We start from the raw sequence: 18,598 nt of genomic DNA on the forward strand, positions 1-18,598 counted from the left end.
GATTATGCCGCGCGAGAGCGGCAAACTGCCACATTTTGGAACAGGTACAGTGATGCGCAGCTCGAAGACCAGCGGTTCGATGGTTGAAGACCCCCGGCAGGGGTTCTGGCGGGCGTTGAAATTGTCCGCTGTCGCGCTCGGCATCGGTCTCGTCATGTCGGCTGGCGCCGCCCGCGCCGGTGACGACGGCGAGGACGACGACGACATGACCTTCGAAGAGAAGCTCATCGACAATCTGATGTCGGGCATCGGCGCCAAGAGCATGGAGAAGAAGGGTATCGAATACCGCGAGCGGTCGCCGCTGGTGGTGCCGCCCAAGCTCGACCTGCCGCCACCCGCCGGCGTTGAAGCCAAGAACGCACCGAACTGGCCGAAGGACCCTGACGAGAGACGCCGCAAGGAGGCCATCGCGCAGCGGAAGAAGGCCGTCAAGGCCACCGAGAGCTGGCAGGCAGGCCGGGCGTTGTCGCCCGCCGAGATGGAGGTCGGCAGAACAGCCGCACCCGAGCGCACGAGCAATGATCCTATTCAGCCGGGCACCAACGGCAATCCGTCGCTCAGCCCGGCCCAGCTCGGTTTCACCGGCGGTCTGTGGGGCATGATGTCGAACAACAAAGGCGAGGCCAAGCAATTCACGACCGAGCCGCCGCGCCAGTCGCTGGTCGAGCCGCCGCCGGGCTACCAGACGCCGTCGCCGAGCTACGCCTATGGCGCCGGAGAGGACAAGACACGGCGGACCTATTTCGACATCATGTCCGGCAAGGACAAGGAACAATAGCCTCCTGTCCCTTTGCGACATTCCCGACAGACGCGGTCCCGCGCCAGCGGCTCGTGCGCGCCGGACGCGGTCTTTGATTGCTTATCAGTAACTTGCGCCCGAGTTGAGTTCTCTGCTTCGTGACGCGAAGCGTTTGCCGCACGGTGTACCATGCCGTGCCTCCGAGCCGGACATCCGGGCTCGGCCTTTCATAAGGATCATGATGTCCTCTTACCGATCGGCTGCCCGCCTCCTTGCCGCGCTGCTTTCGACGAGTGTCCTCACGGCCGGCGCATCGCTTGCGCAGACCACGGTGACATCGGCTCCACCCGCCAGCTTCACGCTCGGAAACGGCATGCAGGTCGTGGTGATTCCGGACCACCGCACGCCCGTCGTCACGGAAATGATCTGGTACAAGGTCGGCTCGGCGGATGAGACGCCGGGCAAGTCCGGGCTCGCGCACTTTCTCGAGCACCTGATGTTCAAGGGCACATCGAAGCATCCGGTCGGCGAATTCTCCCAGACCGTGCTCCGCGTCGGCGGCAACGAGAACGCTTCGACCTCGGTGGACTACACCAACTATTACCAGCGGGTGCCGAAAGAGCAGTTGCCGACCATGATGGAATTCGAGGCCGACCGTATGACCGGCCTGATCCTCAAGGACGAGAACGTGTTGCCCGAGCGCGACGTCGTGCTCGAAGAATACAACATGCGCGTCGCCAACAATCCGGACGCGCGGCTGAACGAGCAGATCATGGCCGCGCTCTATCTCAACCATCCCTACGGCCGACCGGTGATCGGCTGGCACCAGGAGATCGAGAAGCTCGATCGCGAGGATGCGCTCGCCTTCTACCGCCGCTTCTATGCGCCGAACAACGCGATCCTGGTGATCGCCGGCGACGTCGAGCCCGCCGACATCCGCCCGCTGGTCGAGCGTAATTTCGGCCCGATCCCCGCCCAGCCTGCGATCCCTGCACAGCGTGTCCGTCCGCAGGAGCCGGAGCCGGCCGCACCGCGCACCGTCACGCTGTCGGATCCGCGCGTCGAGCAGCCCAGCCTGCGGCGCTATTATCTGGTGCCCTCGGCCACGACGGCCGCGGCCGGCGAAAGCGCGGCCCTCGACGTACTCGCGCAGTTGATGGGCAGCGGCAACAATTCCTATCTCTACCGCGCACTTGTGGTCGACAAGCCGCTCGCGGTCTCCGCCAGCGCCAGCTATTCGAGCATCTCGCTCGACCCGACCCAGTTCGCGATCTCGGCTTCGCCCAGATCCGGGGTCAGCTTCGCCGAGGTCGAGCAGGTGGTCGACGGCGTCATCGCCGACATCGCGCAGAATCCGATCCGTGCCGAGGATCTCGAGCGGGTCAAGACCCAGCTCATCGCCGAGGCGATCTACGCCCAGGACAACCAGGCGGTGCTGGCGCGCTGGTATGGCGGCGCATTGACCACGGGCCTGTCGATCGAAGACATCCGGAGCTGGCCAGATCGCATCCGCGCGGTCACCGCCGAGCAGGTCCGCACGGTCGCGCAGAAATGGCTCGAGAAGAAGCGCTCGGTGACGGGCTATCTGATCAAGGACACCGGCGCCGCCAAGCGCGAGGAGAAGCGTTCGTGACCTATCCCTTCCTTCGACGTGTCTCATTCTCCCTCGTCACCGGCGCGGCACTCGCGCTTGCTACCGTCTCGCCGTCGCAGGCGGCAGCAAAGATCCAGCATCTGACCTCGCCGGGCGGCATCGAGGCCTGGTTCGTGCAGGATGCGACCGTGCCGCTGATCGCCATGGAATATTCCTTTGCCGGCGGCTCGGCACAGGATCCCAAGGACAAGTCGGGCGTCGCCAATCTGGTCGGCGATCTCCTCGACGAAGGCTCCGGCGACCTCGACTCCAAGACCTTCCATGAGCGGCTCGACCGCCGCGCCATCGAGCTCTCCTTCAGCGCCACCCGCGACACCTTCCGCGGCAGCCTGCGCATGCTGCGCGACAACAAGGACGAGGCCTTCGACCTGCTGCGAAGCGCGCTGACCTCGCCGCATTTCGAAACCGCCGATGTCGAGCGCATCCGCTCGCAGGTGATCTCGGGCCTGCGCCGCGAGACCACCAACCCGACCTCGCTGGCGAGCCGCAAATTCCTGGAGCTCGCCTTCGGCGATCATCCCTACGGTCGGCAGTCCAACGGCAACCTCGACAGCGTTCCGACCATCACGGTCGCCGACATGAAGGATTATGTCGGCCGCGTGCTCGCCAAGGACACGCTGAAGATTGCAGTGGTTGGCGACGTGGATGCCGATACGCTCGGCAAGCTGCTCGACCACACGTTTGGCAGCCTGCCCGCCAAGGCCAATCTCGTGCCGGTCCCCGACGTCGAGCCGGCCAAGCCGCCGCAACGCGCCTTCGTGACGCTCGACGTTCCCCAGACCGTGATCACCTTCGGCGGCCCCGGGGTGAAGCGCAGCGATCCCAACTTCATGGCGGCCTACGTCGTCAACCACATCCTCGGCGGCGGCGGATTGTCCTCGCGGCTCTATCGCGAGGTGCGCGAGAAGCGCGGGCTGGCCTATTCGGTGTTCGAATCGCTGCTCTGGATGGAGCATTCGGCGGTTTTCATTGGCAATACCGGTACCCGGGCCGACCGTGCCGGCGACACCATCGACGCCATCGAGAAGGAAGTGCGACGCATCGCCGAGGAGGGCCCGACCCAGAAGGAGCTCGACGAGGCCAAGTCCTATCTGAAGGGCTCGCAGATGCTGGCGCTGGACACCTCCTCGAAGCTCGCGCAGGCACTGCTGCAGTACCAGCAGGACAAGCTGCCGATCGACTACATCGAGAAGCGCAACGGCGTCGTCGATGCGGTCACCATGGACGACGCCAAGGCAGCCGCCAAGCGCCTTTGGGGCCAGGGACTCCTGACCGTTGTCGTCGGCCGCGCCCCTCAGGCCGCGGCGCAGCCGGCGGCAGCACCGGCGACGAAGTCGAACTGACGTCCGCCAAGTTTCCTGCGCTACATCTCCTGAAATGGCCGGGCTCGCCCGGCCATTTGCGTTTCCGATGATGCACCATTGCCGAACCTAGACGTCCGCGATATGTCCGGACATCACGGATGGTGCCACCATGCTGCGGATATCCCGCGATCTCGTCATCGACGAGGACGACATCGAGATCATCTTTGTCCGCGCCTCCGGCCCGGGCGGTCAGAACGTCAACAAGGTCTCGACCGCGGCGCAGCTGCGCTTCGACACGCGCAAGCTGACCATTCCGGAGGATGCAATGATTCGGCTTGTCCGGATCGCGGGCCAGCGCATGACCAAGGACGGCGTGATCGTGATCCACGCCCAGCGCTTCCGCACCCAGGAACGTAACCGCCAGGACGCCATCGATCGCCTTACGGAGATGCTCGGCGAAGCCATGATCCGGCCGAAGCCGCGGCGCGCGACAAAGCCGACCTTTGGCTCCAAGCAGCGCCGGCTCGAGGGCAAGAAGCGCCGCAGCGACATCAAGTCGAAGCGCGGGCGCGGTTTCGACGACTAGCAGACACAGCAAAAGAACTCCGGCCGCAGGGCGACCGGAGTTCTGCCGTTTCACTCCATTGGCTAGTACCGCTTGCCCGTGGCTGCACCGCCTGTCACGGAATCGTCGGCGGTCCCTTTGTGCGCAGCACTGCCCGCGGTGCCAACCGTGCCCCTGGTGCCCTTCGTCGGCTTCATGCCCGTCGTCTCGCCCGCCGCGCCCGGCTGGGCGCTCATCTCCTCGTCGCCGCTGCCCATCGTGCTGCCTTGCATGGGTTTGCTTTGCACGGTGCCGCCAGGCTTGGCGCCAGACGACGTACCCTGCGCGAGAACGGGCGTCGCAATCAGGGCCGAGACGGCGCATGCGATCACAGAGGTCTTCACCAACTTCATCCATTTCTCCTGGATTTTCGCGATGATCGGTTCGGCGGCCTGATGCGCCGTCCGCCTGAGCCAAACCAGTCCATCGCGTTAAGTGCTCGAACGGCGCGACCGCGATGCAATCTGCCTCGTGTGGTGATCGTTTAGGGATTTGACGGCGGTTTCGCGGAATTGTCCTCCGCATATGCGGCAGCGCGGAACAACGCGGCCCGCGCGCATCTCCGCACGCAGCGAAACAGCCCGCTACTACCACCGCATGTTTTGCAGCGCCTAGAATTTGCGCACGCTGATTGACGTGGATGGGCGGGCTTTTGACAATGCGCGGGATCGTGCTGGGATTGTGCACCGCGACGGTGCGGGTGGCCGAGGCGCAGATGCCCCTGCCGGCTGCAAAGCCGCCGGATGGCGCAACACTGTTCAAGCAGCAATGCGCGGTGTGCCACACCACCAACCTGTCAGAACCGGTGCGGCAGGGTCCGCCGCTGGTCAAGATCGTGGGACGAACGGCCGGCAAGGTCGCTGGGTTTCGCTATTCGGAGAACCTCGCGAAGGCCGACTTTGCCTGGGACGAGACAAAGCTCGACGCTTGGCTGACCAATCCGCAAGCCGTCATTCCCGGCGTGGTCATGGTCTACCGGCAGGCGAAGCCGGAGACGCGTGCCGCCATCATCGCCTTTCTGAGGGAGCAGAACTGAATGGCAAAGCCAGTCCATTCCATGATCCGCGTGCTCGACGCGACACGCTCGCTCGACTTTTACAGGCGCGCCTTTGGCCTGGAGGTCGCCGACCATCTGAAATTCGCGGACTTTGCCCTGATCTATCTGCGTCACCCGTCATCCCCTTTCGAGGTTGAGCTGACGGTCAATTTCGATCGCAAGGAAGCGTATGCGCTCGGCGACGGCTACGGCCACCTCGCCGTGGTGGTCGAGGACCTCGATGCCGAACATGCCCGCTTCGAGCGCGAGAAGCTCGCGCCGGGGCCGCTGCGCGACTTCAAGCACAACGGCAGGACGCTGGCGCGCTTCTTCTTCGTCAGTGATCCCGATGGCTACAAGATCGAAATGATCCAGAGGGGCGGACGTTTCAACTAAACACAACAAAATCAAATCCACGGAGGAACACCATGAGAGAAGTCGATCGTCGAAGCAAGCATAGCCGCCGCGTCTTTCTCAAGGGCGCGGCGAGCGCCGTGCCGGTCGCGGCTGTGGCGACCAGCGTCGCCGTCAGTATCGAGGGGGCCTGGGCCAATGAGACAAGCGCACTTTCGCCCGCGACCATGAAGACGCTGCTGAAGGTCGCGCGCGACATCTATCCGCACGATGTGCTCGGCGACAGCTACTACATCACCGCGATCAAGCCGTGGGACGGCAAGGCGGCGAAAGATCCCGCCGTCAAGGTGCTGATCAGCGACGGCATCACCAGGCTCGATCAGAACGCGCGTGACCGTCACAAGGTGGCTTACGCCGAGGTGCCCTGGGAAGCCGACCGCGTGGTGCTCTTGAAGGAGATCGAGCAGAGCGACTTCTTCCAGAAGGTGCGCGGCGACCTCGTGGTCTCGCTCTACAACCAGAAAGAGGTCTGGCCGCGGTTCGGCTACGAGGGCCCCTCCGCCGAGCACGGCGGCTACATCAACCGCGGCTTTGCCGACATCGACTGGCTGCCGAAGGCTTAATTCGCATCCCAACGGTTCAGGAGAACGCAGATGGCAAAATTCGATCTGAACGACTCCGGCGTTGTGGTGATCGTCGGCTCCGGTGCCGGCGGCGGCACGCTGGGCAACGAGCTCGCACAGAAGGGCGTCAAGGTCGTCATTCTCGAAGCAGGTCCCCGCATCGAGAATCAGGACTTCGTCAACGACGAGTGGGAGAGTTTTTCCCAGCTCGCCTGGACCGATGCGCGCACCACGTCGGGGACATGGCGCGTCGCCAAGGATTTTTCGGGCCTTCCCGCCTGGATCGTCAAGGCGGTCGGCGGCTCGACGACGCATTGGGCGGGCGCGTCGCTGCGCTTCGACGAGCACGAGTTCAAGGTGAAGAGCACCTACGGCAGCATTCCCGGTGCGAACCTGCTCGACTGGCCGGTCACGCTTGCCGAGATGGAGCCGTGGTACGCCAAGGCCGAGAACAAGATGGGCGTGACCCGCACCAACGGCATTCCCGGACTTCCCGGCAACAACAATTTCAAGGTGCTCGAAGCCGGCGCAAAGAAGCTCGGTTACAAGACCGTGCATACCGGCAACATGGCGATCAACAGCCAACCGCGTGACGGGCGCGGCGCCTGCCAGCAGATCGGCTTTTGCTTCCAGGGCTGCAAATCCGGTGCGAAATGGTCGACGCTCTACACCGAGATTCCGAAGGGCGAGGCGACCGGCAATCTCGAGGTCCGCCCCGGCAGCATGGTGGTCAAGGTCGAGCACGATGCCAGCGGCAAGGTCACCGGTGTCGTCTACGCCGACGAGGCCGGCGCGATGCAGCGCCAGAAGGCGCGTATCGTCGCGGTCGCCGGTAATTCGATCGAAAGTCCGCGGCTGCTGTTGAACAGCGCCTCCACGATGTTCCCGGACGGCCTCGCCAACTCATCGGGTCAGGTCGGCCGCAACTACATGCGGCACATGACCGGCAGCGTCTACGCCGTGTTCGAGAAGTCGGTGCATATGTATCGCGGCACCACCATGGCCGGGATCATTCGCGACGAGGCCGTCAACAACCCGAAGCGCGGCTTCGTCGGCGGCTACGAGATGGAGACGCTGTCGCTCGGCCTGCCCTTCATGGCGGCATTCCTCAACCCCGGCGCCTGGGGACGTCCGTTCACTGCGGCGCTCGACGGCTATCCGCGGATGGCCGGGATGTGGCTGGTCGGCGAGGACATGGCGCAGGAGACCAACCGCATCACGCTCGACCCGACAGTGAAGGACAAGTTTGGCCAGCCGGTCGCGAGCGTACACTTCGACGACCATCCCAACGACGTCGCGATGCGCGCCCACGCCTACAAGCAAGGCGCGGCAGTCTATGACGCCGTCGGCGCCACCGTGAGCTATCCGACACCGCCCTATCCGAGCACCCACAATCTCGGCACGAACAGGATGAGTGAGAAGGCGCGGGATGGCGTGGTCAACAAGTTCGGGCAGAGCCACGACGTCAAGAACCTGTTCGTCTCGGACGGCAGCCAGTTCACCAGTGGTGCTGCCTGCAACCCGACGCTGACCATCGTCGCGTTGGCGATCCGGCAGGCGGATTACATTGCCGGCGCGATGCAGAAGAAGGAGATCTGATCTCTCGCTCTCAATCGTCATCCTGGCGAACGCCAGGACCCATTATCCCAGGAAGACATTTGGTGAAGACTCTTTGACCGGTACTCGTACCGCGGATCATCGATAGACCTCGCGGTATGGGTCCTGGCGTTCGCCAGGACGACAATGAGGGTGGAACGGCTATTCCGCCGCATCGAGGATTGGCCTCACCGTGGCCCTAAACTCCTGGGCCGGCGCGACGCCTCTGGACCGGTAGATCAGGCAGGAGCAGCGCAGCAGCGAGGCGAAATTGTTGACCTCGCCGTGATGGTCGAGCACCTCGTTGTAGAGCGTCGTCAGGAACTTGCCGACGCTCATATTCTCCTTGGCCGCGATCTCCTCCAGCGTGTCCCAGAAGGCCATTTCCAGCCGGATCGAGGTGCAATGCCCTCCGATCCGCAGCGAGCGCGTCTGGGATTCATAGTCGCGTTGGGGTTGGTGCGCGAACAAATGGCACATGGCGTCCTCCCGTCCTGTTGCTGTTTTTTTCACGATGCTACACCGCTGCCCCGCACCCCACAATCAGGACCGAAGCGGGAGACCGGTCCGTCCCGGTTTGCGCGATTTTCTCGAACGTCCAATCTCTTCAATGTGATAGACAGCCCTCTTCCCCAGCCCGTCACGTTCCTGTTGCCCAACACATGCTTTTGACGCAACACGGCCTAGAATAACGCTGGCAGCGAATCCGAATCGAAAGCCTCAAGTCGAACTCATGCCCGTCCGCCAATTGCCAGAACAGGTCGTCAACCGCATCGCCGCCGGCGAGGTGGTCGAACGTCCCGCGAGCGTGGTCAAGGAACTGGTCGAGAACGCCATCGATGCCGGGGCGAGCCGGATCGACGTCTTCACCGATGGCAGCGGACGGCGCCGGATCGGCATCACCGACGACGGCGGCGGCATGACCGCAAAGGACCTCGCGCTCGCGGTGGAGCGCCATGCAACGTCAAAGCTCGACGACGAGGACCTGCTCCAGATCCGCACGCTCGGGTTCCGCGGCGAAGCGCTGCCCTCGATCGGCTCGGTCGCACGGCTGTCCATCACGACACGGCATGCCAGCGAGCCGCACGCCTGGGCGCTCAATGTCGAGGGCGGCGAGAAATCCGAGATCATGCCGGCGGCGCTCGCACACGGCACGCGGGTCGAGGTCAACGATCTCTTTTATGCGACGCCGGCGCGGCTGAAGTTTCTCAAGACCGATCGCACTGAGGCGGAAGCGATCCGGGAGGTGGTGCGACGGCTGGCCATGGCGCGGCCTGACGTCGCCTTCACGCTCGCCGGAGAAGAGCGCGCGCCGGTGACCTGGGCTGCCGCGCTGCCCGGCGTTGCCGGCCGCCTGACCCGGCTCGGCGACATCCTGGGTGCGGAGTTTCGCAGCCACGCCATCGAGGTCCATGCCGAGCGCGAGGGTGTGGTGGTCGCCGGCTATGCCGCAGCGCCTGCGCTGACAAAAGCCAACGCGCTCGGGCAATATCTTTTCGTCAACGGCCGCCCGGTGCGCGACAAGCTGATCCTCGGCGCGGTGCGCGGCGCCTATGCGGACTATCTGCCGCGCGACCGCCATCCGGTGCTGGCGCTGTTCGTCACGCTCGATCCGCGCGAGGTCGACGCCAACGTCCATCCCGCCAAGACCGAGGTGCGGTTCCGCAACGCGGGCCTCGTCCGCGCGCTGATCGTGCATGGACTCAAGGAGGGGCTCGCGCGCGAGGGCCGGCGCACGGCGGCCAACAGCGGTGAGAGCGTGCTGTCGTCGTTCCGCCCCGCATTCACGCCGCGCCCGGCAAGCTGGGACTGGCGGGCCTCGCCGTCCGCCCCGGTCGCGCCGACGCCATCGTTCGACAGCTCGGCCGCGCCCGCCTTCGCGGAGCGCGCGCAGGCCGCCTTCGATGTCGGCGCGCCGAGCGCTGACGTGCGGTTCGAAACACTGCCCGTGGCCGACCTGGTCGATCGGCCGCTCGGCGCCGCGCGGACCCAGATCCACGAGACCTACATCGTCTCGCAGACCCGCGACGGCTTGATCATCGTCGACCAGCATGCCGCGCATGAACGCATCGTCTATGAGCGGCTGAAGGCTTCGCTGGCCGCCAACGGCGTGCAGCGGCAGATCCTCCTGATCCCCGAGATCGTCGAGATGGACGAGGCCACGGTGGAGCGCCTGCTGGAACGCAGCGAGGAGCTTGCTTCCTTCGGCCTGGCAATCGAATCCTTCGGCCCCGGCGCGGTCGCGGTGCGCGAGACGCCATCGCTGCTCGGCAAGACCAATGCGGGCGGGCTATTGCGCGATCTTTCCGAGCACATGGCCGAGTGGGACGAGGCGCTGCCGCTGGAACGCCGCCTGATGCACGTCGCGGCGACCATGGCCTGCCACGGCTCGGTGCGCGCGGGCCGAAGGCTGCGGCCGGAGGAGATGAACGCCCTGCTCCGCGAGATGGAGGACACCCCGAACTCCGGCCAGTGCAATCACGGCCGGCCGACCTATGTCGAGCTGAAGCTGTCGGATGTGGAGAAGCTGTTCGGAAGACGGTGAGTTTTCGTAGGGTGGATTAGCCGAAGGCGTAATCCACCTCTTCTCCATCCGTTGGCGCAGACCTTGGTGGATTACGCTACGCTAATCCACCCTACGCACCGAGTGTGAGACTACGGCCTCTTCAAAAACACGAACTCCGTGTCGTCATACACCCGCCGCTCCAATTCCTCGAAGCCTTCGGGCGCCACGAACTGCGCGGCCTTCGCCTCTTCCACCACGAGCAGAGCGCCCGGCGCGAGCCAGCCGCCATCGCGCAAGCTTGCCAGCGACTTCTCCGCAAATCCGTTGCCGTAAGGCGGATCGAGAAACACCAGCGAGAACGGCTCGACCGGATGCGCAGGGCCGAGATCGGTGGCATCGCGGCGGTAGACTTTGGTCACGCCGCCGAGGCCGAGCGATTCGACATTGTTACGCAGCAGTGCCCGCGCCTCCGCGCCATTGTCGACGAACAGCGTGAACTTCGCGCCGCGCGACGAGGCTTCGATGCCGAGCGCGCCGGTGCCGGCGAAGAGATCGAGCACGCGCGCGTCCGGAATCGGATTGTCATAGGCGTGCACGAGGATGTTGAACACGGACTCGCGCAGACGGTCCGCCGTGGGGCGGATGTCGCGCGAAGACGGTGAGGCCAAATTGCGCCCCTTCAATCGACCGCCGACCACGCGCAACGTTAGTCCTCCTTCGGCGTCAGGTCGCGCTTGCCGTGATAGCCGCGCTTGGGGCGGCGCGGCGGGCCGTAGCCGCTCGCCTCAGCCTCGTTGCGCTCGCGCGCCTCCTCGCTGCCAGTGCGCTGCACCAGCACGCGGCGGCCCTTGCGGTCGTTGATCACGCCGCGCTTGGTCGCCGGCTTCTTCTCGCGCGGCGCGTCGTCCCCCTCATGCGAGACAGATTTCTGCGGCACGTCGAACTGCGCGCCCGATTTCTCGATGATCTTTTCGCCGAGCTGGTCGCGCAGCACGCGGGACTTGATCTCCTCGACCTGGCCTTCCGGGACCTCGCCGAGCTGGAACGGGCCGTAGGATACGCGGATCAGCCGGTTCACCTCCAGCCCGAGATGAGCGCAGACGTTGCGCACCTCACGGTTCTTGCCTTCGCGGATCGCGAACACCAGCCAGATATTGGCACCCTGGTCGCGTTCCAGCGTCGCTTCGATCGGACCGTATTTGATGCCCTCGACCTCAATGCCGTTCTTCAGCTCGTCGAGCTGCGCCTGCGTGACGTCGCCATGGGCGCGGACGCGGTAGCGGCGCAGCCAGCCGGTGTCCGGCAGCTCGAGCGTGCGCGCGAGCCCGCCGTCATTGGTGAGCAGCAGCAGGCCCTCGGTGTTGAAGTCGAGCCGGCCGACACTGATCAGCCGCGGCAGACCTTCAGGCAGATTGTCGAACACGGTCGGACGCCCCTCGGGGTCGTCATGCGTCGTCATCAGCCCGCGCGGCTTGTGATAGAGGAACAGCCGCGTGCGCTCACGCTCCGGCAATGGCTTGCCGTCGACAGTGACGACATCGTTGGGCGTGATGTCGAGCGCCGGCGAATTGATGATACGGCCGTTGACGGCGACGCGCCCTTGCGTGACCATCTCCTCGGCATCTCGGCGCGAGGCTAGCCCGGCGCGCGCCAGCGCCTTGGCGATGCGCTCGCCGGCCTTCTTCGGCTTGGTCTCTTCTTCCCGGCGCGGCCGGCGGTCGAAATCACGATCGCGTTCGCGATAGGCGCCACGACCGCCGAAGGCGGGACGTTTCACGAAGATCCGGCTGTCATCCTCGTTTTCGCGGCGCGGACGATCGCCATCGCTGCGCGGATGCTCGTGCCAGTCGGAACGGCCTTCGGAGCGCGGCCGAGCGAATTTCGGGCGGTCACCGGACTCGCGCTTCTGCCAGGGCTTGTCCCCACCACGGTCGCCATCGCCGTCGCGACGAGGCCGGTCGAACTTGGGACGATCCTCGCGCGGGCGATCGAACTTGGGCCGCTCGCGGAACGGACGATCGCCCGACGGACGATCGTCGCGCGAACGCTGGAAACGCGGACGGTCATCGCCGCCGCCTTCGCGCTTCTGCCAGGGCTTGTCGGCGCCGCGGTCGCGGCCGCCGAAATCCTTACCGAAATTCTTGCCGAAATCCTTGCGCGGCCCGCGATCCGGCGCGCCACGCGAAAACTTGCGCTCGCCGTCGAATTTGCGTTCCGGACGGTCGCCGCGCGGTGCGCGATCACCGCGATCGAAATTCGGGCGGTCACCACGCGGCTTGAAGCTGCGCTCGCCACGATCCTCGCGCGGCCCGCGATCCGGTCCGCCCCGCGAAAACTTGCGCTCGCCGTCGAACTTGCGCTCCGGACGGTCGCCCCGCGGCGCATAGGGTTTCTTGTCGCCAAATTTTCTGTCACTGGTCCGGCCGGCGGGACGGGAGTCGTCGCGATCCCGGCGCGGCGGACGGTCGTCGCGGCCAAAGGACGGACGATCACCACGCGGCTTGAAGGGCCGCTTCTCGCCATCGCGCGAGGAGCGATCGGAAAACGGACGGTCTTCACGCGGCTTGAACGGACGGTCGCCACGCGGCTTGAAGCTGCGCTCGCCACGATCCTCGCCGCGCGGCCGGTCTTCGCGCTTGAACTTCGGGCGGTCGCTGAAATCGCGACGCGGCGCATCGCCGTCTTGGCGGCGGAACGGTTGACCCTCGCGGACCGGACGGCTGTCGCGGTCGCCGCGGGGCGGCGGGCGGCTGTCGCGATCGCCCCTGCCCTCGGGCCCGCGCTTGGCGAACTTCTTCTCGGGGCCACGCGGCTTGCCGGAACGGCCTTTCGGCGGTCCCTTTGACGCTCCCCTGGGGGGGCCTCGCCGGCCGCGGGAATCGTTGTCTTTGTCGCTGTCGCGAGGCATGAATAATCTCACTCAGGGGGTGGCCAGAAAGCATTGTGCGCGCTCACTCGGAGCCGCATGCTCAGGCAAAATCGGTAAGCACTTCTGCTGAAGGCGCAGCTACTAGCAGGTTTCTTCGGATGATACGAGGCTTGAAAGCCCCCTCTTTCATGGATTTGGCGCTCAAAACGGCCGAAAACGCCGGAAAGTCGGGCGAAGTTCCGATCGGGTGCGTGGTGGTCCGCAATTACGAGGTCATCGCCACCGCGGCGAACCGGACGTTGACCGACTATGATCCGACCGCCCATGCCGAGATTGTCGCGCTGCGCGAGGCCGCGAAACAGATCGGCAGCGAGCGCCTGGTGGACTGCGACCTCTACGTGACGCTGGAGCCGTGCACCATGTGTGCGGGCGCGATCTCGTTTGCAAGGGTCCGCCGGCTCTATTACGGCGCGGCCGATCCCAAGGGCGGCGCCGTCGAGTCCGGCGTGCGGTTCTTCGCCTCGCCGACCTGCCATCACGCGCCGGACGTCTATTCGGGCGTCGGTGAAAGCGAGTCGGCACGGCTGCTCAAGGAGTTCTTCCGGGAACGGCGGTAGGTCGCCGCACACCGCTGTCATGCCCCGCGAAGGCGGGGCATCCAGTACGCCGCAGCTTATCGATTCAACAAGCACCGTCTCGGAATACTGGATCGCCCGGTCAAGCCGGGCGATGACAGTTGGGCCTAAACAGCAAAGAACTCGCGCAGCGCCTTTGCGGTGACGTCGGGGTTCTCCTCGGTGAGGAAGTGGCCGGAGTCCACAGGCATGCCGACGACGTTGGTCGCCCATTGCTTCCAGATGTCGAGCGGGGTGGCGGCGGCTTGCGCCACGCCGGCATTGCCCCACAGCGCCAGCATCGGAATCGTGATCTTCTTGCCGGCCTCGAAATCGGCCTTGTCGAGATCGTAATCGAAATAGGCGCCGGCGCGATAGTCCTCGCACATCGCGTGGACGCGGGCGGGATCGCGGAACGGGGCGATGTAGTGTTCGAGTGCGCGCTTGTCGATGGCATCGAGCGTCTTCGACCTGGTCTGGCTCGCCATCTTGAAGCGCAGGAAGAACTCGCCATTGCTCGAAATCAGCGTTTCCGGCAATGGCGCGGGCTGGGCCAGAAAAGTCCAGTGATAGATCTTCAGCGCGTAGGCGCGGTTCATCCGCTCCCAGTAATTATAGGTCGGCAGGATATCGAGCACGGCAAGCTTCGACAGCCGGCCGGGATGATCGAGCGCGAGGCGATATGAGACGCGGCCGCCGCGGTCGTGGCCGGCGAGCGCGAAGTGCACGTGACCGAGGCTCTCCATCGCCTCGACCATGGCCTTGGCCATCGCGCGCTTGCTGTAGGGAATGTGCAGCGCATCGCTCTCGGGCATGTCGGACCAGCCATAGCCGGGCAGATCGGCGATGATCAGCGTGAACTTGTCGGCCAGAAGCGGCGCGACGCGGTGCCACATCACGTTGGTCTCGGAGAAGCCGTGCAGGAGCAGCAGCGGCGGCCCGCTGCCGCCGACGCGGGCGAAGATGCGGCCGAAGGAGGTGTTGATCCATTCGGCGGCAAAGCCGGGATAGAGGTCGGCGAGATCGGACATCTTGTGCATCCTTATCTGGTCATTCGGCGGGCGCCCGACCAAAAACGTCGAAAACAACCCCATGCACAGTAGCTAAGCTGATGATCTACTTGTGCAATTTTTTTCGTCAGATCCGGGCCTTCTCGGCGTCCACCGCCTGCCAGCCGATGTCGCGGCGGCAAAAACCTTCCGGCCAGCGAATGCGGTCGACGGCCTGATAGGCGCGGGTTTGCGCTTCCGTCACGGTCTTGCCGAGCGCGCAGACATTGAGCACGCGGCCGCCATTGGCGAGGATGGCGCCGTCCTTCTCGACCGTGCCGGCGTGGAAGATCTCGGCGGTCTCGACCTCTGAGGCGTCATCGAGCCCCTCGATCCGCGTGCCCTTCTGATAGTCGCCGGGATAGCCCTTCGCGGCCATCACCACCGTGAGCGCGGAATCCGGATGCCAGCGTAGATCGAAATTCTTCAGCTGCCCGTCGCAGGCCGCCAGGAACGCCGGCACGATGTCCGACATCATCCGCAGCATCAGCACCTGGCACTCGGGGTCGCCGAAGCGCACGTTGAACTCGAACAGTTTCGGGCCCTGCGTCGTCAGCATGATCCCGGCATAGAGGATGCCGCGGAACGGCGTGCCGCGCTGCTTCATGCCTGATACCGTCGGCAGAATGATCTTGGCCATGATCGCGTCGTGGACCTGAGGCGTCACCAGCGGCGTCGGCGAATAGGCGCCCATGCCGCCGGTGTTCGGGCCGACGTCGTGGTCGAACACGCGCTTGTGGTCCTGGGCGGACGCCAGCGGAATCGCGGTCTCGCCGTCGCACAGCGCGAAGAAGGAGATCTCGCGGCCCGGCAAAAACTCCTCGACCACGACTTCAGCGCCGGCCTCGCCAAAGGCGCCCTCGAACATCATGGCGATGGCGTCCTCGGCCTCGCGCACGGTCTTGGCGACGACGACGCCCTTGCCGGCGGCAAGACCGTCGGCCTTGACCACGATCGGCGCGCCCTGGCTCTGGACGTAAGCCCGCGCATCGGCAGCGTTGGTGAAGCGCTGGTAGGCGCCGGTCGGAATGCCGAATTCGGTGCACAGCGCCTTGGTAAAGCCCTTCGAGCTTTCGAGCTGGGCGGGGATTTTGTTGGGCCCGAACGCCTTGATGCCGGCGGCGGTGAGGTCATCGACGATACCGGCCGCCAGCGGCGTCTCCGGGCCGACCACCACGAGCTCGACTGCATTCGTCTTGCAGAAGGCGATCACGGCGGCATGGTCGGCGACGTCCAGCGCCACGCATTCCGCCTCGCGCGCGATCCCGGCATTGCCCGGCGCGCACCAGAATTTGGTCACCAGGGGAGAGGCTGCGATCTTCCACGCCAGGGCATGTTCGCGGCCGCCGGAACCAAGCAGGAGAATGTGCATAAGAGGCTCAGAAATGAGGGGTTTTGCTGGGGCGGAGGTCGCACGAATCGGGGCGGGGCTCAAGGGGGGCTGACCGCCCATTCCCCGTCATTCCGGGGCGCGGCCAGGTCGCTGCTGTCCCTTCACCCCTTGTAGGAGAAGGTAGCGCGAAGCGCCGGATGAGGGGTATCTATCCACACGCACAAATGCTCGCGGAAACAGCCTCCCTCACCCGAGTGACCTCGTCGACGCTTCCTTCAATCGACTCCCGGTTTGCAATGCGAGCATTGCCCCCGGTCAGTGAATCGAGGAAATTCGCGTTCCATGTAAGCCTCAGCTTCGGCAAGGGTCGCTATCGGCGGAGACCAGCCTGTCGCTCCCGAGCCAGTTTTTTCCTGGTTTTCTTGGCCTTGCCCCTCACGGCAATGAACGCAAGAGCCCTTATGAACTCGTGCGCGCTTGTGGGGCGTCATGTGAGACACATAAAAATTCATGATGCAGCCCTCCCGACAATAATCTCCCGCGCGCTCGGCAGGGATAGCACGGGCGGATACAATGGCAACAAAGCTACCCCAATGCCTCTAGGCTCTCTGGGGTATTACGGTGCGACGCACTAATTTCCAGAACCTGCGCAGTTCATGCCATTTAGTGCACTGTTACCCTAATTCCTGAGCGCGTTGGGAATCACTGGGACGATATAGGACATTCGTCTGATAGCTTTGTCCTACCTTTTGGCAGCTCGGTATACGGGCTGTGGGCGCGCAGGAAGTCACGCCAGAACCGCATCACCGCCTCGAACAGCATGCCTGCGGGTGCGATATTCGGTAGACCTTCGTGAACGCCCACATCCATGACGAAGTAGGAATAGCCGTCGTTGTAGGCCTCTTCGTTGAAGGCGAAGCTGTTAAGCGATCCAACATCAACGGTGCTGATGTGCGGGCCACTCGCCGGACGAAAGTGCTTTGATCCGTTAGCCAGCGGCTCCATTTGCGCGTACCAGATACTGCGGCTGTCCAGCCACTTCCGGTATGCCTTGAAGTCCTTTTCGATACCCATGACCTGCTGCCGAGCGGCATCGTTCTTGAGGTAATCCTTCCAGATCCACTCATGCAAGTGATAGGCGGTGATGACGAAGTTCATCGCGTGCCGTGCTGAGCCCTGATTCTCGTAGAAATCATCGAACTCTTGGACGAGTTTTTGGTAGAACTGCAGAGCATTCGTAATTCCGAACATGCCCGCCCCCGACAAGCTGCCAAAGCACCACTATATCCCGGTCCTGTATTTGAATGAATGGCGCCGCCCCGACGGCCGCCTGACCGAATTCAGCCGCCCAACTGGCCAGGCCGTTATCCCGCGCAGGACCAGCCCCAAGGGGACCGGTTATGTCCGTGGGCTCTATCGGCTGGACGGCTCGTCGGAAGAGACCTCCGAGGCGTTCGAGCGCGTCTTCTTCCACCAAGTCGACAACCTCGCCAAGGATGCTCTCGATATCTGCCTGGGGCGCAGCAGGTGGAACTGGACGATCCAGACCCGCAGCGCTTGGTCGAGGTTCGTGCTGGGACTGCTTTTTCGCAACCCCGAGCGCATCGCTGCGACACGTAAGTACGTCGAGGACATGGCGCTGGAGAATTACGAAGAGAACGAAGCCGACTATAATGCGAAGAAGAAGCTGGAAGACCCGAGCTTCCTAGATTACGTCCTTGGTCGAGTCCAATTCAATACCATGGATTTCGCCACGTCGGTCATCGACAACACCGGCATGGGTACGCACATCAACCAGATGCGCTGGTCTATACGCGACGTGTCGGATAGCGGCATCAGCCTGTTCACTTCCGATCGCCCGATCATCATGACCAACGGGCTCAACGGTCCTGACGCCCATCTCGCCCTGCCAATTAGCCCGCACAAGGTGTTTCTGGCCTGCAAGAACAAGGACCAGGAGCAGAAACTGCTCGCTGCCCGATCATCGGACTTCGCTTCCGAGTGCAACAAGAGCGTGCTGCGCTTCGCGATGAAGTACGCTTGGAATACCGACGACACCATGATCAACCGGGCGAACGAGCATTTGGGTAAGGATACCGACATCGGGGAAGAGTTTTGGCAGGCGCCGATCAACCGCGCCCTGTCAAACGTAGAAGATCATCCCGCTATTGAGCCTGCAGCCGAACGGTGATGCCGCCGCACGTCACCGTAATTACGGCGACTCCAAAGCCTGAGCATTAGCTGCCCCCGTTTAGTGCACTGAAGATCATCTAGCCGGCCTCCGCGACCGCGGGGGTGGTGGAGCTAAAGTGAGTTC

At 64.3% G+C, this 18,598-nt stretch carries 18 protein-coding genes; 11 read left to right on the plus strand and 7 right to left on the minus strand.

Features of this window, described 5'->3' with window-relative positions; genetic code table 11:
- Positions 1-52 precede the first annotated feature (52 nt).
- The 4 genes from IVB31_RS08810 (at position 53) to arfB (ending at position 4,283) form a co-directional block, all read left to right on the plus strand.
- Positions 53-778, plus strand: coding sequence for a hypothetical protein (locus IVB31_RS08810; protein WP_027565401.1), 726 nt, complete (start codon positions 53-55; stop codon positions 776-778).
- 199 nt (positions 779-977) lie between these two features.
- On the plus strand, positions 978-2,372 hold the full coding sequence (locus IVB31_RS08815) for a pitrilysin family protein (RefSeq protein ID WP_247320848.1): 1,395 nt from the start codon (positions 978-980) through the stop codon (positions 2,370-2,372).
- The gene (locus tag IVB31_RS08820) at positions 2,369-3,736 is read left to right on the plus strand and encodes a pitrilysin family protein (protein WP_247320849.1); all 1,368 of its coding nucleotides are present in this window, start codon (positions 2,369-2,371) and stop codon (positions 3,734-3,736) included. Before IVB31_RS08815 ends, IVB31_RS08820 begins: the two co-directional genes overlap by 4 nt.
- Positions 3,737-3,866: 130 nt before the next feature.
- Positions 3,867-4,283, plus strand: coding sequence for an alternative ribosome rescue aminoacyl-tRNA hydrolase ArfB (gene arfB / locus IVB31_RS08825; RefSeq protein ID WP_247320851.1), 417 nt, complete (start codon positions 3,867-3,869; stop codon positions 4,281-4,283).
- 62 nt (positions 4,284-4,345) lie between these two features.
- On the opposite strand, the gene IVB31_RS08830 is transcribed toward arfB, so the two are convergent.
- On the minus strand, positions 4,346-4,654 hold the full coding sequence (locus IVB31_RS08830) for a hypothetical protein (RefSeq protein ID WP_247320852.1): 309 nt from the start codon (positions 4,652-4,654) through the stop codon (positions 4,346-4,348).
- 305 nt (positions 4,655-4,959) lie between these two features.
- On the opposite strand from IVB31_RS08830, the gene IVB31_RS08835 reads away from it, so the two are divergent.
- Genes IVB31_RS08835 through IVB31_RS08850 form a run of 4 tightly spaced genes read left to right on the plus strand, consistent with a single transcriptional unit; the run spans position 4,960 to position 7,913 of the window.
- Positions 4,960-5,337: a c-type cytochrome gene (locus IVB31_RS08835; RefSeq protein WP_247320853.1), complete on the plus strand. Its 378-nt coding sequence runs from the start codon at positions 4,960-4,962 to the stop codon at positions 5,335-5,337.
- Positions 5,338-5,733, plus strand: coding sequence for a VOC family protein (locus IVB31_RS08840; RefSeq protein WP_247320855.1), 396 nt, complete (start codon positions 5,338-5,340; stop codon positions 5,731-5,733).
- A gap of 32 nt (positions 5,734-5,765) precedes the next feature.
- A complete protein-coding gene (locus IVB31_RS08845) occupies positions 5,766-6,314 on the plus strand; it encodes a gluconate 2-dehydrogenase subunit 3 family protein (RefSeq protein WP_247320858.1) in 549 nt (182 codons plus the stop codon).
- A gap of 30 nt (positions 6,315-6,344) precedes the next feature.
- Positions 6,345-7,913: a GMC family oxidoreductase gene (locus IVB31_RS08850; protein WP_247320860.1), complete on the plus strand. Its 1,569-nt coding sequence runs from the start codon at positions 6,345-6,347 to the stop codon at positions 7,911-7,913.
- A gap of 159 nt (positions 7,914-8,072) precedes the next feature.
- Here the strand turns inward: IVB31_RS08850 and IVB31_RS08855 are convergent, their stop codons facing one another.
- Positions 8,073-8,390, minus strand: coding sequence for a ribbon-helix-helix domain-containing protein (locus tag IVB31_RS08855; protein WP_247320862.1), 318 nt, complete (start codon positions 8,388-8,390; stop codon positions 8,073-8,075).
- 253 nt (positions 8,391-8,643) lie between these two features.
- Between IVB31_RS08855 and mutL the strand changes: the two genes are divergently transcribed.
- Positions 8,644-10,455, plus strand: a complete 1,812-nt coding sequence (gene mutL, locus IVB31_RS08860) for a DNA mismatch repair endonuclease MutL (RefSeq protein WP_247320864.1) — start codon at positions 8,644-8,646, stop codon at positions 10,453-10,455.
- A 110-nt stretch (positions 10,456-10,565) separates the two neighbouring features.
- Here mutL and rsmD read toward each other — a convergent pair whose 3' ends face one another.
- Positions 10,566-11,120, minus strand: a complete 555-nt coding sequence (gene rsmD, locus IVB31_RS08865; protein ID WP_247320866.1) for a 16S rRNA (guanine(966)-N(2))-methyltransferase RsmD — start codon at positions 11,118-11,120, stop codon at positions 10,566-10,568.
- 2 nt (positions 11,121-11,122) lie between these two features.
- Positions 11,123-13,324, minus strand: a complete 2,202-nt coding sequence (locus IVB31_RS08870) for a pseudouridine synthase (protein WP_247320869.1) — start codon at positions 13,322-13,324, stop codon at positions 11,123-11,125.
- Positions 13,325-13,443: 119 nt separating this feature from the next.
- On the opposite strand from IVB31_RS08870, the gene IVB31_RS08875 reads away from it, so the two are divergent.
- Complete coding sequence (locus IVB31_RS08875) at positions 13,444-13,902, plus strand: nucleoside deaminase (RefSeq protein WP_247320870.1); 459 nt, start codon at positions 13,444-13,446, stop codon at positions 13,900-13,902.
- Between the two features lie 125 nt (positions 13,903-14,027).
- On the opposite strand, the gene IVB31_RS08880 is transcribed toward IVB31_RS08875, so the two are convergent.
- The 3 genes from IVB31_RS08880 to IVB31_RS08890 form a co-directional block, all read right to left on the minus strand.
- A complete protein-coding gene (locus tag IVB31_RS08880) occupies positions 14,028-14,930 on the minus strand; it encodes an alpha/beta hydrolase (protein ID WP_247320872.1) in 903 nt (300 codons plus the stop codon).
- Positions 14,931-15,036: 106 nt separating this feature from the next.
- On the minus strand, positions 15,037-16,320 hold the full coding sequence (purD, locus tag IVB31_RS08885) for a phosphoribosylamine--glycine ligase (RefSeq protein ID WP_247320874.1): 1,284 nt from the start codon (positions 16,318-16,320) through the stop codon (positions 15,037-15,039).
- 663 nt (positions 16,321-16,983) lie between these two features.
- Entirely contained in the window at positions 16,984-17,532 is a 549-nt protein-coding gene (locus tag IVB31_RS08890; protein ID WP_247320877.1) for a hypothetical protein, read from the minus strand.
- Between IVB31_RS08890 and IVB31_RS08895 the strand changes: the two genes are divergently transcribed.
- Complete coding sequence (locus tag IVB31_RS08895; RefSeq protein ID WP_247320878.1) at positions 17,531-18,472, plus strand: DUF4238 domain-containing protein; 942 nt, start codon at positions 17,531-17,533, stop codon at positions 18,470-18,472. The genes IVB31_RS08890 and IVB31_RS08895 overlap by 2 nt on opposite strands.
- The last annotated feature ends 126 nt before the right edge of the window (positions 18,473-18,598 follow it).

The sequence above is a fragment of the Bradyrhizobium sp. 21 genome, from assembly GCF_023073335.1.
Taxonomy (GTDB): Bacteria; Pseudomonadota; Alphaproteobacteria; order Rhizobiales; family Xanthobacteraceae; genus Bradyrhizobium.

Bases quoted from the DNA above. Each gene is read 5' to 3' on its own strand.
- IVB31_RS08810 (WP_027565401.1), top strand. From the start codon at position 53: ATGCGCAGCTCGAAGACCAGCGGTTCGATGGTTGAAGACCCCCGGCAG.
- IVB31_RS08815 (WP_247320848.1), top strand. From the start codon at position 978: ATGATGTCCTCTTACCGATCGGCTGCCCGCCTCCTTGCCGCGCTGCTT.
- arfB (WP_247320851.1), top strand. From the start codon at position 3,867: ATGCTGCGGATATCCCGCGATCTCGTCATCGACGAGGACGACATCGAG.
- IVB31_RS08830 (WP_247320852.1), bottom strand. From the start codon at position 4,654: ATGAAGTTGGTGAAGACCTCTGTGATCGCATGCGCCGTCTCGGCCCTG.
- IVB31_RS08835 (WP_247320853.1), top strand. From the start codon at position 4,960: ATGCGCGGGATCGTGCTGGGATTGTGCACCGCGACGGTGCGGGTGGCC.
- IVB31_RS08840 (WP_247320855.1), top strand. From the start codon at position 5,338: ATGGCAAAGCCAGTCCATTCCATGATCCGCGTGCTCGACGCGACACGC.
- IVB31_RS08845 (WP_247320858.1), top strand. From the start codon at position 5,766: ATGAGAGAAGTCGATCGTCGAAGCAAGCATAGCCGCCGCGTCTTTCTC.
- IVB31_RS08850 (WP_247320860.1), top strand. From the start codon at position 6,345: ATGGCAAAATTCGATCTGAACGACTCCGGCGTTGTGGTGATCGTCGGC.
- IVB31_RS08855 (WP_247320862.1), bottom strand. From the start codon at position 8,390: ATGTGCCATTTGTTCGCGCACCAACCCCAACGCGACTATGAATCCCAG.
- mutL (WP_247320864.1), top strand. From the start codon at position 8,644: ATGCCCGTCCGCCAATTGCCAGAACAGGTCGTCAACCGCATCGCCGCC.
- IVB31_RS08870 (WP_247320869.1), bottom strand. From the start codon at position 13,324: ATGCCTCGCGACAGCGACAAAGACAACGATTCCCGCGGCCGGCGAGGC.
- IVB31_RS08875 (WP_247320870.1), top strand. From the start codon at position 13,444: ATGATACGAGGCTTGAAAGCCCCCTCTTTCATGGATTTGGCGCTCAAA.
- IVB31_RS08880 (WP_247320872.1), bottom strand. From the start codon at position 14,930: ATGTCCGATCTCGCCGACCTCTATCCCGGCTTTGCCGCCGAATGGATC.
- purD (WP_247320874.1), bottom strand. From the start codon at position 16,320: ATGCACATTCTCCTGCTTGGTTCCGGCGGCCGCGAACATGCCCTGGCG.
- IVB31_RS08895 (WP_247320878.1), top strand. From the start codon at position 17,531: ATGCCCGCCCCCGACAAGCTGCCAAAGCACCACTATATCCCGGTCCTG.
- IVB31_RS08890 (WP_247320877.1), bottom strand. From the start codon at position 17,532: ATGTTCGGAATTACGAATGCTCTGCAGTTCTACCAAAAACTCGTCCAA.